Origin of the sequence: Agrobacterium sp. CFBP 3001, assembly GCF_027871605.1 — a bacterium.
Lineage (GTDB): Bacteria > Pseudomonadota > Alphaproteobacteria > Rhizobiales > Rhizobiaceae > Agrobacterium > Agrobacterium leguminum.
The window spans coordinates 1-12240 of the sequence record NZ_JAQAHD010000027.1 but is presented as its reverse complement, the minus strand read 5'-3'; the positions used below and the strand labels follow the sequence as shown (position 1 = coordinate 12240).

The following is a 12240-nucleotide window of genomic DNA, read 5'->3' as shown; positions in this document are numbered from 1 at the left end:
TTTCCGGACGTAAAACCGCTACGCACTTTTACTGGAAATGCTCTAATATCATTTCATTGCAGCGGGATTGCCGAAAACGGTCTGATGTCCCACCCGGAAATCTTGGGATTTCAGGCTTAATGAAATGTTAATCGCCGCCCTGCAATTCAATCAACTTTTATTCACCGTCCCGCGAGCGGCGTCTCATTTCGGCGCCTGCTTTTTTTGCTTGCCGATTGCGGCCCGGAGACTGTCACACTTCCGACAATTTCGGACAAAATACCCTGCCTTTGCGCTTGTCGGCGCCAAGGGCTGGCTCTAATGTGTGCCGGTTTTAACCATCGAATGCGGCCGAAGCATGAACCGGCTCGGCGCCAGGAGCTTTGCATGTTCAAGGGATCAATTCCCGCCCTCATTACCCCGTTCACGGACAATGGCGCCGTGGACGAACAGGCATTTGCCGCCCATGTGGAATGGCAGATCGCCGAAGGCAGCAACGGACTTGTGCCCGTGGGCACGACGGGGGAATCTCCAACCCTGTCCCACGACGAGCACAAACGTGTCGTCGAGCTGTGCATCGAGGTAGCGGCGAAACGGGTTCCGGTCATTGCGGGCGCTGGCTCCAACAATACCGATGAGGCGATCGAGCTTGCGCTGCACGCGCAGGAAGCCGGCGCGGATGCGCTCTTGGTTGTCACCCCATATTACAACAAGCCGACCCAGAAGGGCCTGTTCGCCCATTTCTCCGCTGTCGCCGAAGCGGTGAAGCTGCCTATCGTCATCTACAATATCCCGCCGCGCTCGGTGGTGGATATGTCGCCGGAAACCATGGGTGCACTGGTCAAGGCGCACAGGAACATCGTCGGCGTCAAGGATGCGACGGGCAAGATCGACCGCGTTTCCGAACAGCGCATTTCCTGCGGCAAGGATTTCATCCAGCTTTCGGGCGAGGATGGCACGGCGCTCGGTTTCAACGCCCATGGCGGCGTCGGCTGCATTTCCGTTACCGCTAACGTTGCGCCGCGCCTCTGTTCGGAGTTCCAGGCGGCGATGCTCGCCGGCGATTATGCCAAGGCGCTGGATTATCAGGATCGCCTGATGCCGCTGCACAAGGCGATCTTCATGGAGCCCGGTGTTTGCGGCACCAAATATGCGCTGTCGAAGACGCGCGGCGGCAATCGCCGGGTCCGCTCGCCCTTGATGAGCACGCTGGAACCGGCAACGGAGGCGGCCATCGATGCGGCGCTGAAGCACGCCGGCCTGATGAACTGAGACAGGCCCGAAAGCGTTTAAGGCGCGCCATGAACCGCTTCGCAACAGAAGCCGTTCGGCGCGCCTTTTCTTTTCGCGGCGACAACATTAAATAGGGGTTCGAAAACCGCTCTCGGCGGTAAGCCGAAGGCGCAATAAGAAAAACAAGGGATTGAAATATCATGGCCCCCAAAGGCAGCCAGCGCGTGGTGAACAAGATCGTTGCGGAAAACCGCAAGGCTCGCTTCAACTACGAAATCATCGACACCTATGAGGCAGGGCTCGTGCTGACTGGTACCGAGGTCAAGTCGCTGCGTGAAGGCAAGGCGAATATCGCCGAATCCTACGCATCGGACGAGGGTGATGAAATCTGGCTCATCAATTCCCACCTGCCGGAATATCTGCAGGCCAACCGCTTCAACCACGAGCCGCGCCGCCGCCGCAAGCTGCTCCTGAGCAAGCGCGAGATCAACCGTCTGCGCGCCGGCATCAACCGTGAAGGCATGACGCTGGTGCCCTTGAAGATTTATTTCAACGACAGGGGCCGCGCGAAGCTGGAACTGGCGCTCGCCAAGGGCAAGAAACTGCACGACAAGCGCGAGACGGAGAAGGAACGCGACTGGAACCGGCAGAAATCGCGGTTGCTGAAGGGTGGCAACGCCTAAGCGGCAGGAGATTTCGCTGCGTAGAGGGTAGCGGCCTTTCGCCACTTGTTCTTCCGTCATGCCGGACTTGATCCGGCATCCAGCCACGGCGCGTCTGCGCCGTGGAAAGAGTCCTTTCAGCCCAAGGACTTGGGCTGGCTGGATCCCGGCTCAAGGCCGGGATGACGGGAGTGTGTTGCTGCCCGCTGCGCCCGTCACGCCGCCCGGTACGTCCGTTCCACATGCGCCTTCGTCGTCGAAACGCTGAACCGGCTGACAAGCGCCGCCAGATTGGCGCTGACATCGCTCAGATTATGCGTCGCCGCATTCGTCTCTTCCACCATGGCCGCATTCTTCTGGGTCAGATTGTCCATGCTGTTGATGGCGGCATTGATTTCCTGAATGCCGACGGACTGTTCCTGCGCTGCCTTGGTCAGCGAGGCGATATGTTCCTGAATATGATCCACCTTGTTGCCGATCGTATTCAAGGATTCGCCCGTCTTGTTGACCAGCGAAACACCCTGCATCACGTCTTCCGAAGACTTGGCGATCAGCGTCTTGATTTCCTTGGCGGCGGTGGCGGAGCGCTGTGCGAGTTCACGCACTTCCTGGGCGACGACGGCGAAACCCTTGCCGGCCTCGCCGGCGCGCGCGGCCTCCACACCGGCATTCAGCGCCAGAAGGTTGGTTTGGAAAGAAATCTCGTCGATGACGGAGATGATCTGGGTGATCTTCTGCGATGAGTCCTCGATGGCTCCCATTGCTTTCACCGCTTCCGTCACAACATCGCGTGAGCGCGCGGCTTCAACGGCCGAGCTTTCGACAATGGCCTTGGCTTCTTCTGAACGCTGCGCCGACAATTTGGAAATGGTGGTGATTTCCTCGACGGCGGCGGCGGTTTCCTCAAGGGCGGCGGCCTGCTGCTCCGTACGGCGGGCCATGTCGTCGGTCGCGGATGTCAGCTCGCGCGTATTGCCGGAAATCTTGTTCGCCTCTTCGACGATCTGCGCAAATGCGCCGGAGAGATTGCCGACCGCCGCGTTGAAATTGGCGACCAGCCCTTCGAATTGCGGTGCGGTATTTTCGCCGATGCTGGAGGTGAGGTCGCCATTGGCCAGCCTGTCGAGGGCGCTGTTGAGCAGTGCGAGAACGTGCTCCTGTTCCTTCTTCATCTGCGCCTGTTCGGCTTCCACCTTCTGCCGCTCGGCGGCCAGCACGTCGAGATAGACGGAGATCGAATAATCCATGTCGAGAAGAGCGGCCTTGATGGTGGCCGACAGGGCGTCCTTCACCTTTTTGGCCTTCTTTTCCACGAAAAAGCCCTTCAATTCGGACTCGATCAGGGCCTTGACGATGCCGTCGAGCATCAGGGCATAACCGCCGATGTACCATCTCGGCTCCAGCCCCAGCCTCGCATGGGTGCGGCCGATGGCGGTTACGGCGTCGGTATAATCCGCATTGAATGTGCCGGAGGCGATCCTCTCCCAGTGTTTGAGCTGCATGCTCTTGGCGTGGTGGATATGGGCCTCGCTGGAGAAAAACTTTGCCGTCTCCGGCACCGAGCGAACCTTCGTATAAAAACGATCGAGAGACGCATCGAGAGAGCCGGTGATAACACCTTTCATCTCGGAGAGATTTTTCCGTTGCTCGTGGCCGAGCCCCAGAAAATTCAGTCTTTCGTCGAGTTGTCGGTCGGTTTTTGCTTGGCCATGCATGTCTAAACATCCTGATTTGGCACCGAAATCATATCGTTGGCGCCGTTACATCTTTTAGACACCTCTAAAATTAACCAAGTCATAATTTTGACTTATCGAATTTGATGTTTGTTAATTCTACAAAGAATTTTTAACGCGCCGGCGTCTCGCCAAACAAAAACGCGCCCGTCTGTTGGACGGACGCGTTGATGATGTCTTCGCAGCAAAAGCTGGGATCAGACCGTCTCAGGACCCTCGGCGTGCCGGGCAGGGCGCTCGTTCGGGTCGCGCCCGATCTCGGCCTTCAGCGTCATCAGATCGATGAAGTGATCGGCCTGGCGGCGCAGGTCGTCGGCGATCATGGCGGGCTGCGTGGCCATGGTGGAAACCACGGAAACCTTGCGGCCCTTGCGCTGCAGCGCGTCTACCAGCGTGGTGAAATCGCCATCGCCGGAGAAGAGCACCAGATGATCGACCGTCTCGGACTGTTCCATGGCATCGACTGCCAGTTCGATGTCCATGTTGCCCTTGATCTTGCGGCGGCCGAGAGCGTCGGTGAATTCCTTCGCCGGCTTCGTCACGACCTTGTAGCCGTTATAATCCAGCCAGTCGATCAGCGGGCGGATCGAGGAATATTCCTGATCCTCGATGAGCGCGGTGTAATAATAGGCGCGCAGCAGGTATCCACGCTTTTGAAACGCCTTCAGGAGCTTGCGGTAGTCGATATCGAATCCCAGGCTTTTCGATGCTGCATAAAGATTGGCTCCGTCTATGAAGAGCGCAATTTTCTCCCGTGGATCGAACATTCCATCCCATTCCTTTTTTTGGAAAGGCCATTATCTGGCTTTTATTTCCGGTCGATAACGCAAAAAAACATGTCGTATCAACGAGCTTTGCGTACCGCCGTTGCGTTTTAAGTAAGCTACCTTCCCCCTTATTCCAAGACAATTCTTCTAGACATTTTGTTCATCAGACGCCAAAGGTGGGCAATAAGGTGCCAAAAGACGCCAAAGACAGGAAAAACTTGAATTCCGCGGCCAATGGCTGTATCGGAAGCTGGAAAGCATCGTCGCGAGAAATCTTGAATGTTTTTCGCAAGGCACGAAGCGCAGATTCAATAGGTTAGAGCAACCCTTGTGCACCCCGAACACCGCACGGCGCTCTGATCCACGACATTACGACCCGCAAAGGACAGGCAATGGCCCGCGTCACAGTTGAAGATTGCATTGATAAAGTAGACAACCGTTTCGAGCTGGTGCTTCTCGCCAGCCACCGTGCGCGCCAGATTTCTCAAGGGTCCTCCATCACGGTTGACCGCGACAACGACAAGAACCCGGTTGTGGCGCTGCGCGAAATCGCCGATGAGACGCTGTCTCCCGACGATCTGAAGGAAGACCTGATCCACTCGCTGCAGAAGCATGTGGAAGTGGACGAGCCCGAGCCCGATCCGGTCACGCTCGCCGCCGCCGCTGCCGACAGCGAAGAAGACGATCAGCCGGAAACCGTTACTTTCGACCAGATGTCGGAAGAAGAACTGCTGGCCGGTATCGAAGGCCTTGTGCCGCCGGAAAAAAATGACGACTATTGATAGGATTTTATGATGCCTTTGGCAGGCGGCGGTTACCGTCTGTCAATAGTTGCCGTCATAATCTGATCCCTATTGATGCAGCATTGTGCGCCGACCCTCAGGTTGGCGCGCTTTCTTTTTGTGGAATATCGCATGATGCGGCAATACGAACTCGTCGAGCGGGTTCAAAAATATAAACCGGATGCGAATGAGGCCCTGCTGAACAAGGCCTATGTTTACGCCATGCAGAAACACGGCCAGCAGAAGCGGGCCAATGGCGACCCCTATATTTCGCATCCGCTGGAAGTTGCCGCGATCCTCACCGAAATGCATCTCGACGAATCGACCATCGCGGTGGCGTTGCTGCACGATACGATCGAGGACACCACCGCCACCCGCGCCGAAATCGACGAGTTGTTCGGCGAAGATATCGGCCGGCTGGTGGAGGGGCTGACCAAGCTCAAGAAGCTCGACCTCGTCACCCGCAAGGCCAAGCAGGCGGAAAACCTGCGCAAGCTGCTGCTCGCCATTTCCGACGACGTGCGCGTTCTTCTGGTGAAGCTCGCCGACCGTCTGCACAATATGCGCACCATGGAATATATGCCGGCCGACAAGCGCAGCCGCATTTCCGAAGAAACCATGGAAATCTATGCGCCGCTCGCCGGCCGCATGGGCATGCAGGATATGCGCGACGAGCTGGAGGACCTGTCCTTCCGATATCTCAACCCGGAAGCCTATGGCACGGTGACGAACCGCCTGCAGGAACTGGAAACGCGCAATGAGGGGCTGATCAAAAAGATCGAGGACGAGCTGCGCGAGCTTCTCGTGGCGAATGGTCTGGTCGGCGCCAATGTCAAAGGGCGGCAGAAGAAACCCTATTCGGTGTTCCGCAAGATGCAGTCGAAGTCGCTTTCATTCGAGCAGCTTTCCGATGTCTACGGTTTCCGCATTCTGGTGGATGACATTCCATCCTGCTACCGGGCGCTGGGTGTCGTGCATACCCGCTGGCGCGTCGTGCCGGGCCGCTTCAAGGATTATATCTCGACACCCAAGCAGAACGATTATCGCTCCATCCACACCACCATCGTCGGCCCGTCGCGCCAGCGTATCGAGCTGCAGATCCGCACCAAGCGCATGCACGAGATCGCCGAATTCGGTATCGCCGCCCATGCGCTTTACAAGGATGGCGAAAACGGGGAGGGCGATCTGCTCTCGCCAGAATCGAACGCCTATTCCTGGCTGCGCCACACCATCGAATCGCTGGCCGAAGGCGACAGCCCGGAAGAATTCCTCGAGCACACCAAGCTCGAGCTTTTCCAGGACCAGGTGTTCTGCTTTACGCCGAAGGGCAAGCTGATTGCCCTGCCGCGCGGCGCAACCCCCATCGATTTCGCCTATGCGGTGCACACCAATATCGGTGACACCACGGTTGGCGCGAAGATCAACGGCCGGATCATGCCGCTCGTCACTCGCCTGAATAGCGGCGACGAGGTGGAGATTATCCGCTCCGGCGTGCAGGTGCCGCCTGCCGCATGGGAAGAGGTGGTGGTGACGGGCAAGGCGCGCTCGGCTATCCGCCGCGCCACCCGCATGGCCATCCGCAAGCAATATTCCGGCCTCGGTTATCGCATTCTGGAGCGCACCTTCGAGCGCGCCGGCAAGGCCTTCTCCCGTGAAGCGCTAAAGCCCGTGCTGCATCGTCTGGCGCAGAAGGACGTGGAAGATGCCATCGCCGCCGTCGGCCGTGGCGAGGTTTCCTCGCTCGATGTCCTGCGCGCGGTGTTCCCGGATTATCAGGACGAGCGTGTCACGGTGAAGATGACCGGCGACGATGGCTGGTTCAACATGCGCAGCGCCTCCGGCATGGTCTTCAAGATCCCCGGCAAGTCGCGCTCGGTGCTTGAGGACGACGGTGCGGCCGAGATGCTGGATGGACCGGACCCGCTGCCCATCCGTGGTCTCTCCGGCAATGTCGACGTGCATTTCGGTGCTGCCGGCGCCGTTCCGGGTGACCGCATCGTCGGCATCATGGAAAAAGGTAAGGGCATCACCATCTATCCGATTCAGGCGCCGGCGCTGCAACGCTTCGACGACGAGCCGGAGCGCTGGATCGATGTGCGCTGGGATCTCGATGAGGCGAACAAGTCGCGTTTCATGGCGCGGGTGATGATCAATGCGCTGAACGAGCCGGGCACGCTCGCCTCGGTGGCTCAGTCCATCGCCACGCTGGACGTCAATATTCGCGGCCTCAACATGGTCCGCATCGGCACGGATTTCTCCGAGTTGGCGCTGGATGTCGAAGTCTGGGATCTCAGGCAGCTGAACCAGCTTTTGTCGCAGCTCAAGGATCTCGATTGCGTCTCGACCGTGACGCGTGCCTTCGATTGAGGCATTTTTGATCCTTTGCAAATACTAAAAGGCCGCTGTTATGCATTGAACGCATGGCAGCGGCCTTTTCCTGTCTCTGGTGGTGGAGGCGGTTTGTGACTATTTTCTTCTCAGAAATTGAAGAGAAGGAAACGCGGCGTGCCGGTGGATGAACACCGATGAGAAACGCCAGTTCCAAACCGAAAGGACCGAAAATCATGTTTACTCCGCTTCGCAAGATCGCCCGTGCCGTTCGTGGCAAGACCACCCAGGAACGCGAATTCGAATATCTCAGCGGCTCGGTATCGAATGTCGACCTGGAATTCCGCCAGCGCGAAATCGACCGCGGCCTGTTCCGCCGGTAATGCACTCAGCGCATGGCAGTCCATTGCCATGCGTATGAGACTCGAAGGGTGCATGGCCGTTGTTGGCACGCTCGCCCCTGTATCCTGCAAAACTTTGTGAATGCGCGCTTCAAGCGGTTGTCCCAAACTGGTTGACAAATACGTCGCGAAAAATCCCGGTTCAGTCCCCTGTCACAATAGACGACACTAAATTGGGACTGATATCGAAGGCTCGATATTCACTTTATTCGTGACATCCCGCGTCCGTCATGCTGGACTTGATCCGGCATCCAGCCAGCCCAAGTCCTTGGGCTGGAAAGAGTCTTCTCGCCGCGCAGACGCACGTCGGCTGGATTCCGGCCCAAGGCCGGAATGACGGACGCGGAGAATACACCTGCAAAAGAAATCCCTGTGCCGTCTATGATGCTCTTGGCGCGGCCGGGGCGATGAAATAGACTGCCCCCATGCCCTTTCGCCGCCGTGAACCCGTTGGTTTTTCAGAGAAGATTCGCGACCTCTTCTGGCCGCGTACGGGTTTTTCCCGTTCGTTGCGCTATATGAAGCTGCGCCTTCTGCGGCTTTCCGCCTCTCCGCATTCGGTTGCCGCCGGTGTCGCTCTCGGTGTCGGCGTGGCGTGGACACCGTTTCTCGGCGTTCACATCATCATCGCCATGGCGCTGGGTTTTCTAATGCGCGTCAATCTCGTGGCGGCAGCGCTCGGCACCACCTTCGCCAATCCGCTGACATTTCCCTTCATCTGGGCATCCACCTGGGAACTGGGGCACTTCATCCTCGGTCGGCACAAGACGGAAAGCGCTGCGCATGTGGATTTCGTGGCGCTATTCAGCCATCTCGAATTCCGGCAGATATGGACGCCGGTGCTGGAACCCATGACCATCGGTGCGCTGCTTCCTGCCGTTATCAGCGCAATCATCGCCTATATCGCGGTTTATGGTCTCATCAGCGGTTTCCAGCGCCGCAAGATGGAAAACCTCGCGCATCGCGCCGCCAACAAGAATGCTTCTCTGGAGATGTTGAAATGATCATTGGATTGGGCAGCGACCTGATCGATATTCGCCGCGTTGAAAAGTCGATCGAACGTTTCGGCGAGCGCTTCACCCATCGCTGTTTCACCGATATCGAGCGCGCCAAATCCGATGGCCGCAAGAACCGCGCCGCTTCCTATGCCAAACGTTTCGCCGCCAAGGAAGCCTGTTCCAAGGCGCTGGGAACAGGCCTTGCGAACGGCGTTTTCTGGAAGGATATGGGCGTCGTCAATCTGCCGGGCGGCAAGCCGACCATGGTGTTGACCAATGGGGCAGGGGACAGGCTGGCGGCGCTGCTGCCCGCCGGCCACCGCGCCAATATTCACCTGACGATCACGGACGATTTTCCTTACGCTCAGGCATTCGTGATTATCGAGGCGCTTCCCGTGAACGGGTAAGACCCGGTGAAGCCGCATTGGCGTCCTATTTGCGGACGTGTCACAGAAGCGCTTCCCTTCGGGCTGGAAAGGTTCTAGAGAAGTCGCAGAAATATGAAAGCGTTGCCGGCTGCGTAAAAACCGCTTGCCCGCCGCATATGCGATAAAACAACGGCCCGGCCGCCTTCGTGAAACCGAAGAAGCCGGGAAACAATCAGGCAGGTCTTTAAGTGTCGGAAAAAGCTGAAAAGAAGCAGAACGCCCTCTGGGAGAACGTCAAGGTCATCATTCAGGCGCTGCTGCTGGCCATGGTCATCCGCACCGTGCTGTTTCAGCCCTTCACGATCCCGTCCGGCTCGATGATGCCGACGCTTCTGGTTGGCGACTATCTGTTCGTCAACAAGTTCTCCTACGGCTATTCGAAATATTCGCTGCCTTTCTCGCCGAACCTGTTTTCGGGCCGCATTCTGGAATTCAGCAAGCCCAAGCGCGGCGATGTCGTGGTCTTCCGCCTGCCGCCCAATCCTGAAGTCGATTATATCAAGCGCCTCGTCGGCCTGCCGGGTGATCGCATCCAGGTGACGAACGGCGTGCTGTTCATCAACGGCCAGCCGGTTCCAAAGCAGCCCGACGGCACCTTCACATCAGATTATCGCGCCGATCCAGGCGCCAATGTACCTGTCTTCCGCGAAACGCTCGACAATGGCGTCACCTACGACACGCTCGACCAGTCGCCTGATTCGCGTGGCGACAACACCCGCGAATTCGTGGTGCCGGAAGGCCATTATTTCATGATGGGCGACAATCGCGACAATTCGCTCGACAGCCGTTTCGACGTTGGTTTCGTACCGGAAGAAAACCTGATCGGCCGCGCCAGCGTCATCTTCTTCTCGCTGGGCAATGACACGCCGTTCAGCCGCATTTGGGAATGGCCGGCCAACATGCGTTGGGACCGCCTCTTCAAGGTTGTGGAATGAGCAAGACCAAGCCGCTTTCGGCGGACGAGATTTCCCGTCTGGAAGCGTTGATCGGATATGAATTTAAGGAAAAGGCCCGGCTCGACCGGGCCTTGACCCATGCCAGTGCCCGCTCGGCGGCGGCCGGCAATTACGAGCGGCTGGAATTTCTAGGCGACCGTGTTCTCGGTCTCTGCGTTGCCGAATTGCTGTTCTCCACCTTCCGCAACGCCACCGAAGGCGAGCTTTCGGTGCGTCTGAACCAGCTCGTCAGCGCCGAATCCTGCGCCGCGATCGGTGACGAGATGGGCCTGCATAATTTCATTCGCACGGGCTCGGATGTGAAGAAACTGACCGGCAAGGCGATGCTGAACGTGCGCGCCGATGTCGTCGAAAGCCTGATCGCCACCATCTACCTGGATGGCGGGCTGGAAGCATCGCGCAAATTCATTCTGAAATACTGGCAGGGCCGCGCAACCAGCGTGGATGCCGGTCGGCGCGACGCCAAGACCGAGTTGCAGGAATGGGCGCATGCCAGATTTGCGGTGACGCCCTCTTACCGGGTTGACGATCGCTCGGGACCGGATCACGATCCCCGCTTTACGGTAACTGTCGAAATTCCCGGCGTGAAGCCGGAAACCGGTGTCGAGCGCTCCAAGCGCGCGGCCGAGCAGGTGGCGGCAACAAGATTGCTGGAACGCGAAGGCGTCTGGCAGAAGACCTCCACCCGGAACTGAGCGCCCGGCGAACCGGATGCTGAACATCGAGCGCATGACGGGCCCTTTGGCCGCATGTTGAATACCTCTGACCTTGAATGGATATCATGACCGATCACGAAAACCCCGCCATCACTGGCGAAGATGCAACCCTTCCGACCCGCTCCGGCTTCGTGGCCCTCATCGGCCCCACAAATGCCGGCAAGTCGACGCTGGTGAACCGTCTGGTGGGCGCCAAGGTTTCGATCGTCAGCCACAAGGTGCAGACGACGCGCGCCGTGATGCGCGGCATCGCCATTCACGACAATGCCCAGATCGTTTTCATGGACACGCCCGGCATCTTCAAGCCGCGCCGCCGGCTGGACCGCGCCATGGTCACCTCCGCCTGGGGCGGCGCGAAGGATGCCGATCTCATCCTGCTGCTGATCGACAGCGAACGTGGCCTGAAAGGCGACGCGGAAACCATTCTCGAAGGTCTGAAGGATGTCCCGCAGAAGAAGATCCTCTGCCTCAACAAGATCGACCAGGTGAAGCGCGAAGACCTTCTGAAACTCGCCGCCGCCGCCAACGAGACGGTCGCTTTCGACCGCACCTTCATGATCTCGGCGACCAACGGTTCGGGCTGCGCCGACCTGATGAACTATCTGGCCGCCGAACTGCCGGAAGGCCCGTGGTATTATCCGGAAGACCAGATTTCCGATCTGCCGATGCGCCAGCTCGCCGCCGAAATCACCCGCGAAAAACTGTTCCTGCGCCTGCATCAGGAGCTTCCCTATGCCTCGCATGTCGAGACCGAAAAGTGGGAAGAACGCAAGGACGGCTCCGTGCGCATCGAGCAGGTGATCTATGTCGAGCGCGACAGCCAGAAAAAGATTGCGCTCGGCAAGAACGGCGATGCGATCAAGGCCATCTCCACCGCCTCGCGCAAGGAGCTGTCGGAAATCCTAGAGCAGCCGGTGCATCTCTTCCTGTTCGTCAAGGTGCGCGAGAACTGGGGCGACGACCCCGAGCGCTTCCGTGAAATGGGACTGGAGTTCCCGCGGGGGTAACGCGCAGGCACGATATGCGCGGCGCGAAACCACACCCGCTTCCGTCATTCCGGCCTTGAGCCGGAATCCAGCCAGCCCAAGTCCTTGGGCTGAAAAGAGGGCCTCTCGCCGCGCCGACGCGCGTCGACTGGATTCCGGCTCAAGCAACCGTGGATGATCAAGCAAATGCTGGATCTGTCCTTGCGATGGCGTTGAGGATAGTGACGAGCTTCCGGATTGTTGCGACGATGGCTAGTTTGAAGGGTTTTCC

12 protein-coding genes are annotated in these 12240 nt (G+C 58.4%); 10 read left to right on the top strand and 2 right to left on the bottom strand.

Features of this window, described 5'->3' with window-relative positions:
* The first annotated feature begins 366 nt into the window (after positions 1-366).
* Both dapA and smpB read left to right on the top strand, forming a co-directional pair.
* Positions 367-1251, top strand: coding sequence for a 4-hydroxy-tetrahydrodipicolinate synthase (gene dapA, locus PH605_RS22695; protein WP_003524121.1), 885 nt, complete (start codon positions 367-369; stop codon positions 1249-1251).
* A 161-nt stretch (positions 1252-1412) separates the two neighbouring features.
* A complete protein-coding gene (smpB, locus tag PH605_RS22690) occupies positions 1413-1895 on the top strand; it encodes an SsrA-binding protein SmpB (RefSeq protein WP_003524122.1) in 483 nt (160 codons plus the stop codon).
* Positions 1896-2089: 194 nt separating this feature from the next.
* On the opposite strand, the gene PH605_RS22685 is transcribed toward smpB, so the two are convergent.
* Together PH605_RS22685 and PH605_RS22680 are read right to left on the bottom strand one after the other, a co-directional pair.
* Positions 2090-3589, bottom strand: coding sequence for a globin-coupled sensor protein (locus tag PH605_RS22685; protein ID WP_142846283.1), 1500 nt, complete (start codon positions 3587-3589; stop codon positions 2090-2092).
* Between the two features lie 215 nt (positions 3590-3804).
* Positions 3805-4374: a LabA-like NYN domain-containing protein gene (locus PH605_RS22680; protein ID WP_004440903.1), complete on the bottom strand. Its 570-nt coding sequence runs from the start codon at positions 4372-4374 to the stop codon at positions 3805-3807.
* 392 nt (positions 4375-4766) lie between these two features.
* Between PH605_RS22680 and rpoZ the strand changes: the two genes are divergently transcribed.
* The 8 genes from rpoZ (at position 4767) to era (ending at position 11990) form a co-directional block, all read left to right on the top strand.
* Entirely contained in the window at positions 4767-5156 is a 390-nt protein-coding gene (gene rpoZ / locus PH605_RS22675; protein WP_003521126.1) for a DNA-directed RNA polymerase subunit omega, read from the top strand.
* Between the two features lie 132 nt (positions 5157-5288).
* Positions 5289-7523 carry a RelA/SpoT family protein gene (locus PH605_RS22670; protein WP_142846284.1) on the top strand — a complete coding sequence of 745 codons (2235 nt, stop codon included), beginning with the start codon at positions 5289-5291 and terminating at the stop codon, positions 7521-7523.
* 197 nt (positions 7524-7720) lie between these two features.
* Positions 7721-7867 (top strand): hypothetical protein, encoded by a 147-nt coding sequence (locus tag PH605_RS22665; RefSeq protein WP_003496944.1) that lies wholly within the window; start codon positions 7721-7723, stop codon positions 7865-7867.
* A 443-nt stretch (positions 7868-8310) separates the two neighbouring features.
* Entirely contained in the window at positions 8311-8889 is a 579-nt protein-coding gene (locus PH605_RS22660) for a DUF2062 domain-containing protein (RefSeq protein ID WP_142846286.1), read from the top strand.
* Entirely contained in the window at positions 8886-9290 is a 405-nt protein-coding gene (acpS, locus tag PH605_RS22655) for a holo-ACP synthase (protein ID WP_142846288.1), read from the top strand. Before PH605_RS22660 ends, acpS begins: the two co-directional genes overlap by 4 nt.
* A 209-nt stretch (positions 9291-9499) precedes the next feature.
* Positions 9500-10246, top strand: coding sequence for a signal peptidase I (gene lepB, locus PH605_RS22650; protein ID WP_003496938.1), 747 nt, complete (start codon positions 9500-9502; stop codon positions 10244-10246).
* The gene (rnc, locus tag PH605_RS22645) at positions 10243-10962 is read left to right on the top strand and encodes a ribonuclease III (RefSeq protein ID WP_078054122.1); all 720 of its coding nucleotides are present in this window, start codon (positions 10243-10245) and stop codon (positions 10960-10962) included. The genes lepB and rnc overlap by 4 nt, the downstream gene beginning before the upstream one ends.
* 77 nt (positions 10963-11039) lie before the next feature.
* Positions 11040-11990, top strand: a complete 951-nt coding sequence (gene era, locus PH605_RS22640; RefSeq protein WP_161987998.1) for a GTPase Era — start codon at positions 11040-11042, stop codon at positions 11988-11990.
* The last annotated feature ends 250 nt before the right edge of the window (positions 11991-12240 follow it).

Excerpts from the sequence above, each read along its gene's own strand:
- dapA (WP_003524121.1), top strand. The coding sequence starts at position 367 with ATGTTCAAGGGATCAATTCCCGCCCTCATTACCCCGTTCACGGACAAT.
- smpB (WP_003524122.1), top strand. The coding sequence starts at position 1,413 with ATGGCCCCCAAAGGCAGCCAGCGCGTGGTGAACAAGATCGTTGCGGAA.
- PH605_RS22685 (WP_142846283.1), bottom strand. The coding sequence starts at position 3,589 with ATGCATGGCCAAGCAAAAACCGACCGACAACTCGACGAAAGACTGAAT.
- PH605_RS22680 (WP_004440903.1), bottom strand. The coding sequence starts at position 4,374 with ATGTTCGATCCACGGGAGAAAATTGCGCTCTTCATAGACGGAGCCAAT.
- rpoZ (WP_003521126.1), top strand. The coding sequence starts at position 4,767 with ATGGCCCGCGTCACAGTTGAAGATTGCATTGATAAAGTAGACAACCGT.
- PH605_RS22670 (WP_142846284.1), top strand. The coding sequence starts at position 5,289 with ATGATGCGGCAATACGAACTCGTCGAGCGGGTTCAAAAATATAAACCG.
- PH605_RS22665 (WP_003496944.1), top strand. The coding sequence starts at position 7,721 with ATGTTTACTCCGCTTCGCAAGATCGCCCGTGCCGTTCGTGGCAAGACC.
- PH605_RS22660 (WP_142846286.1), top strand. The coding sequence starts at position 8,311 with ATGCCCTTTCGCCGCCGTGAACCCGTTGGTTTTTCAGAGAAGATTCGC.
- acpS (WP_142846288.1), top strand. The coding sequence starts at position 8,886 with ATGATCATTGGATTGGGCAGCGACCTGATCGATATTCGCCGCGTTGAA.
- rnc (WP_078054122.1), top strand. The coding sequence starts at position 10,243 with ATGAGCAAGACCAAGCCGCTTTCGGCGGACGAGATTTCCCGTCTGGAA.
- era (WP_161987998.1), top strand. The coding sequence starts at position 11,040 with ATGGATATCATGACCGATCACGAAAACCCCGCCATCACTGGCGAAGAT.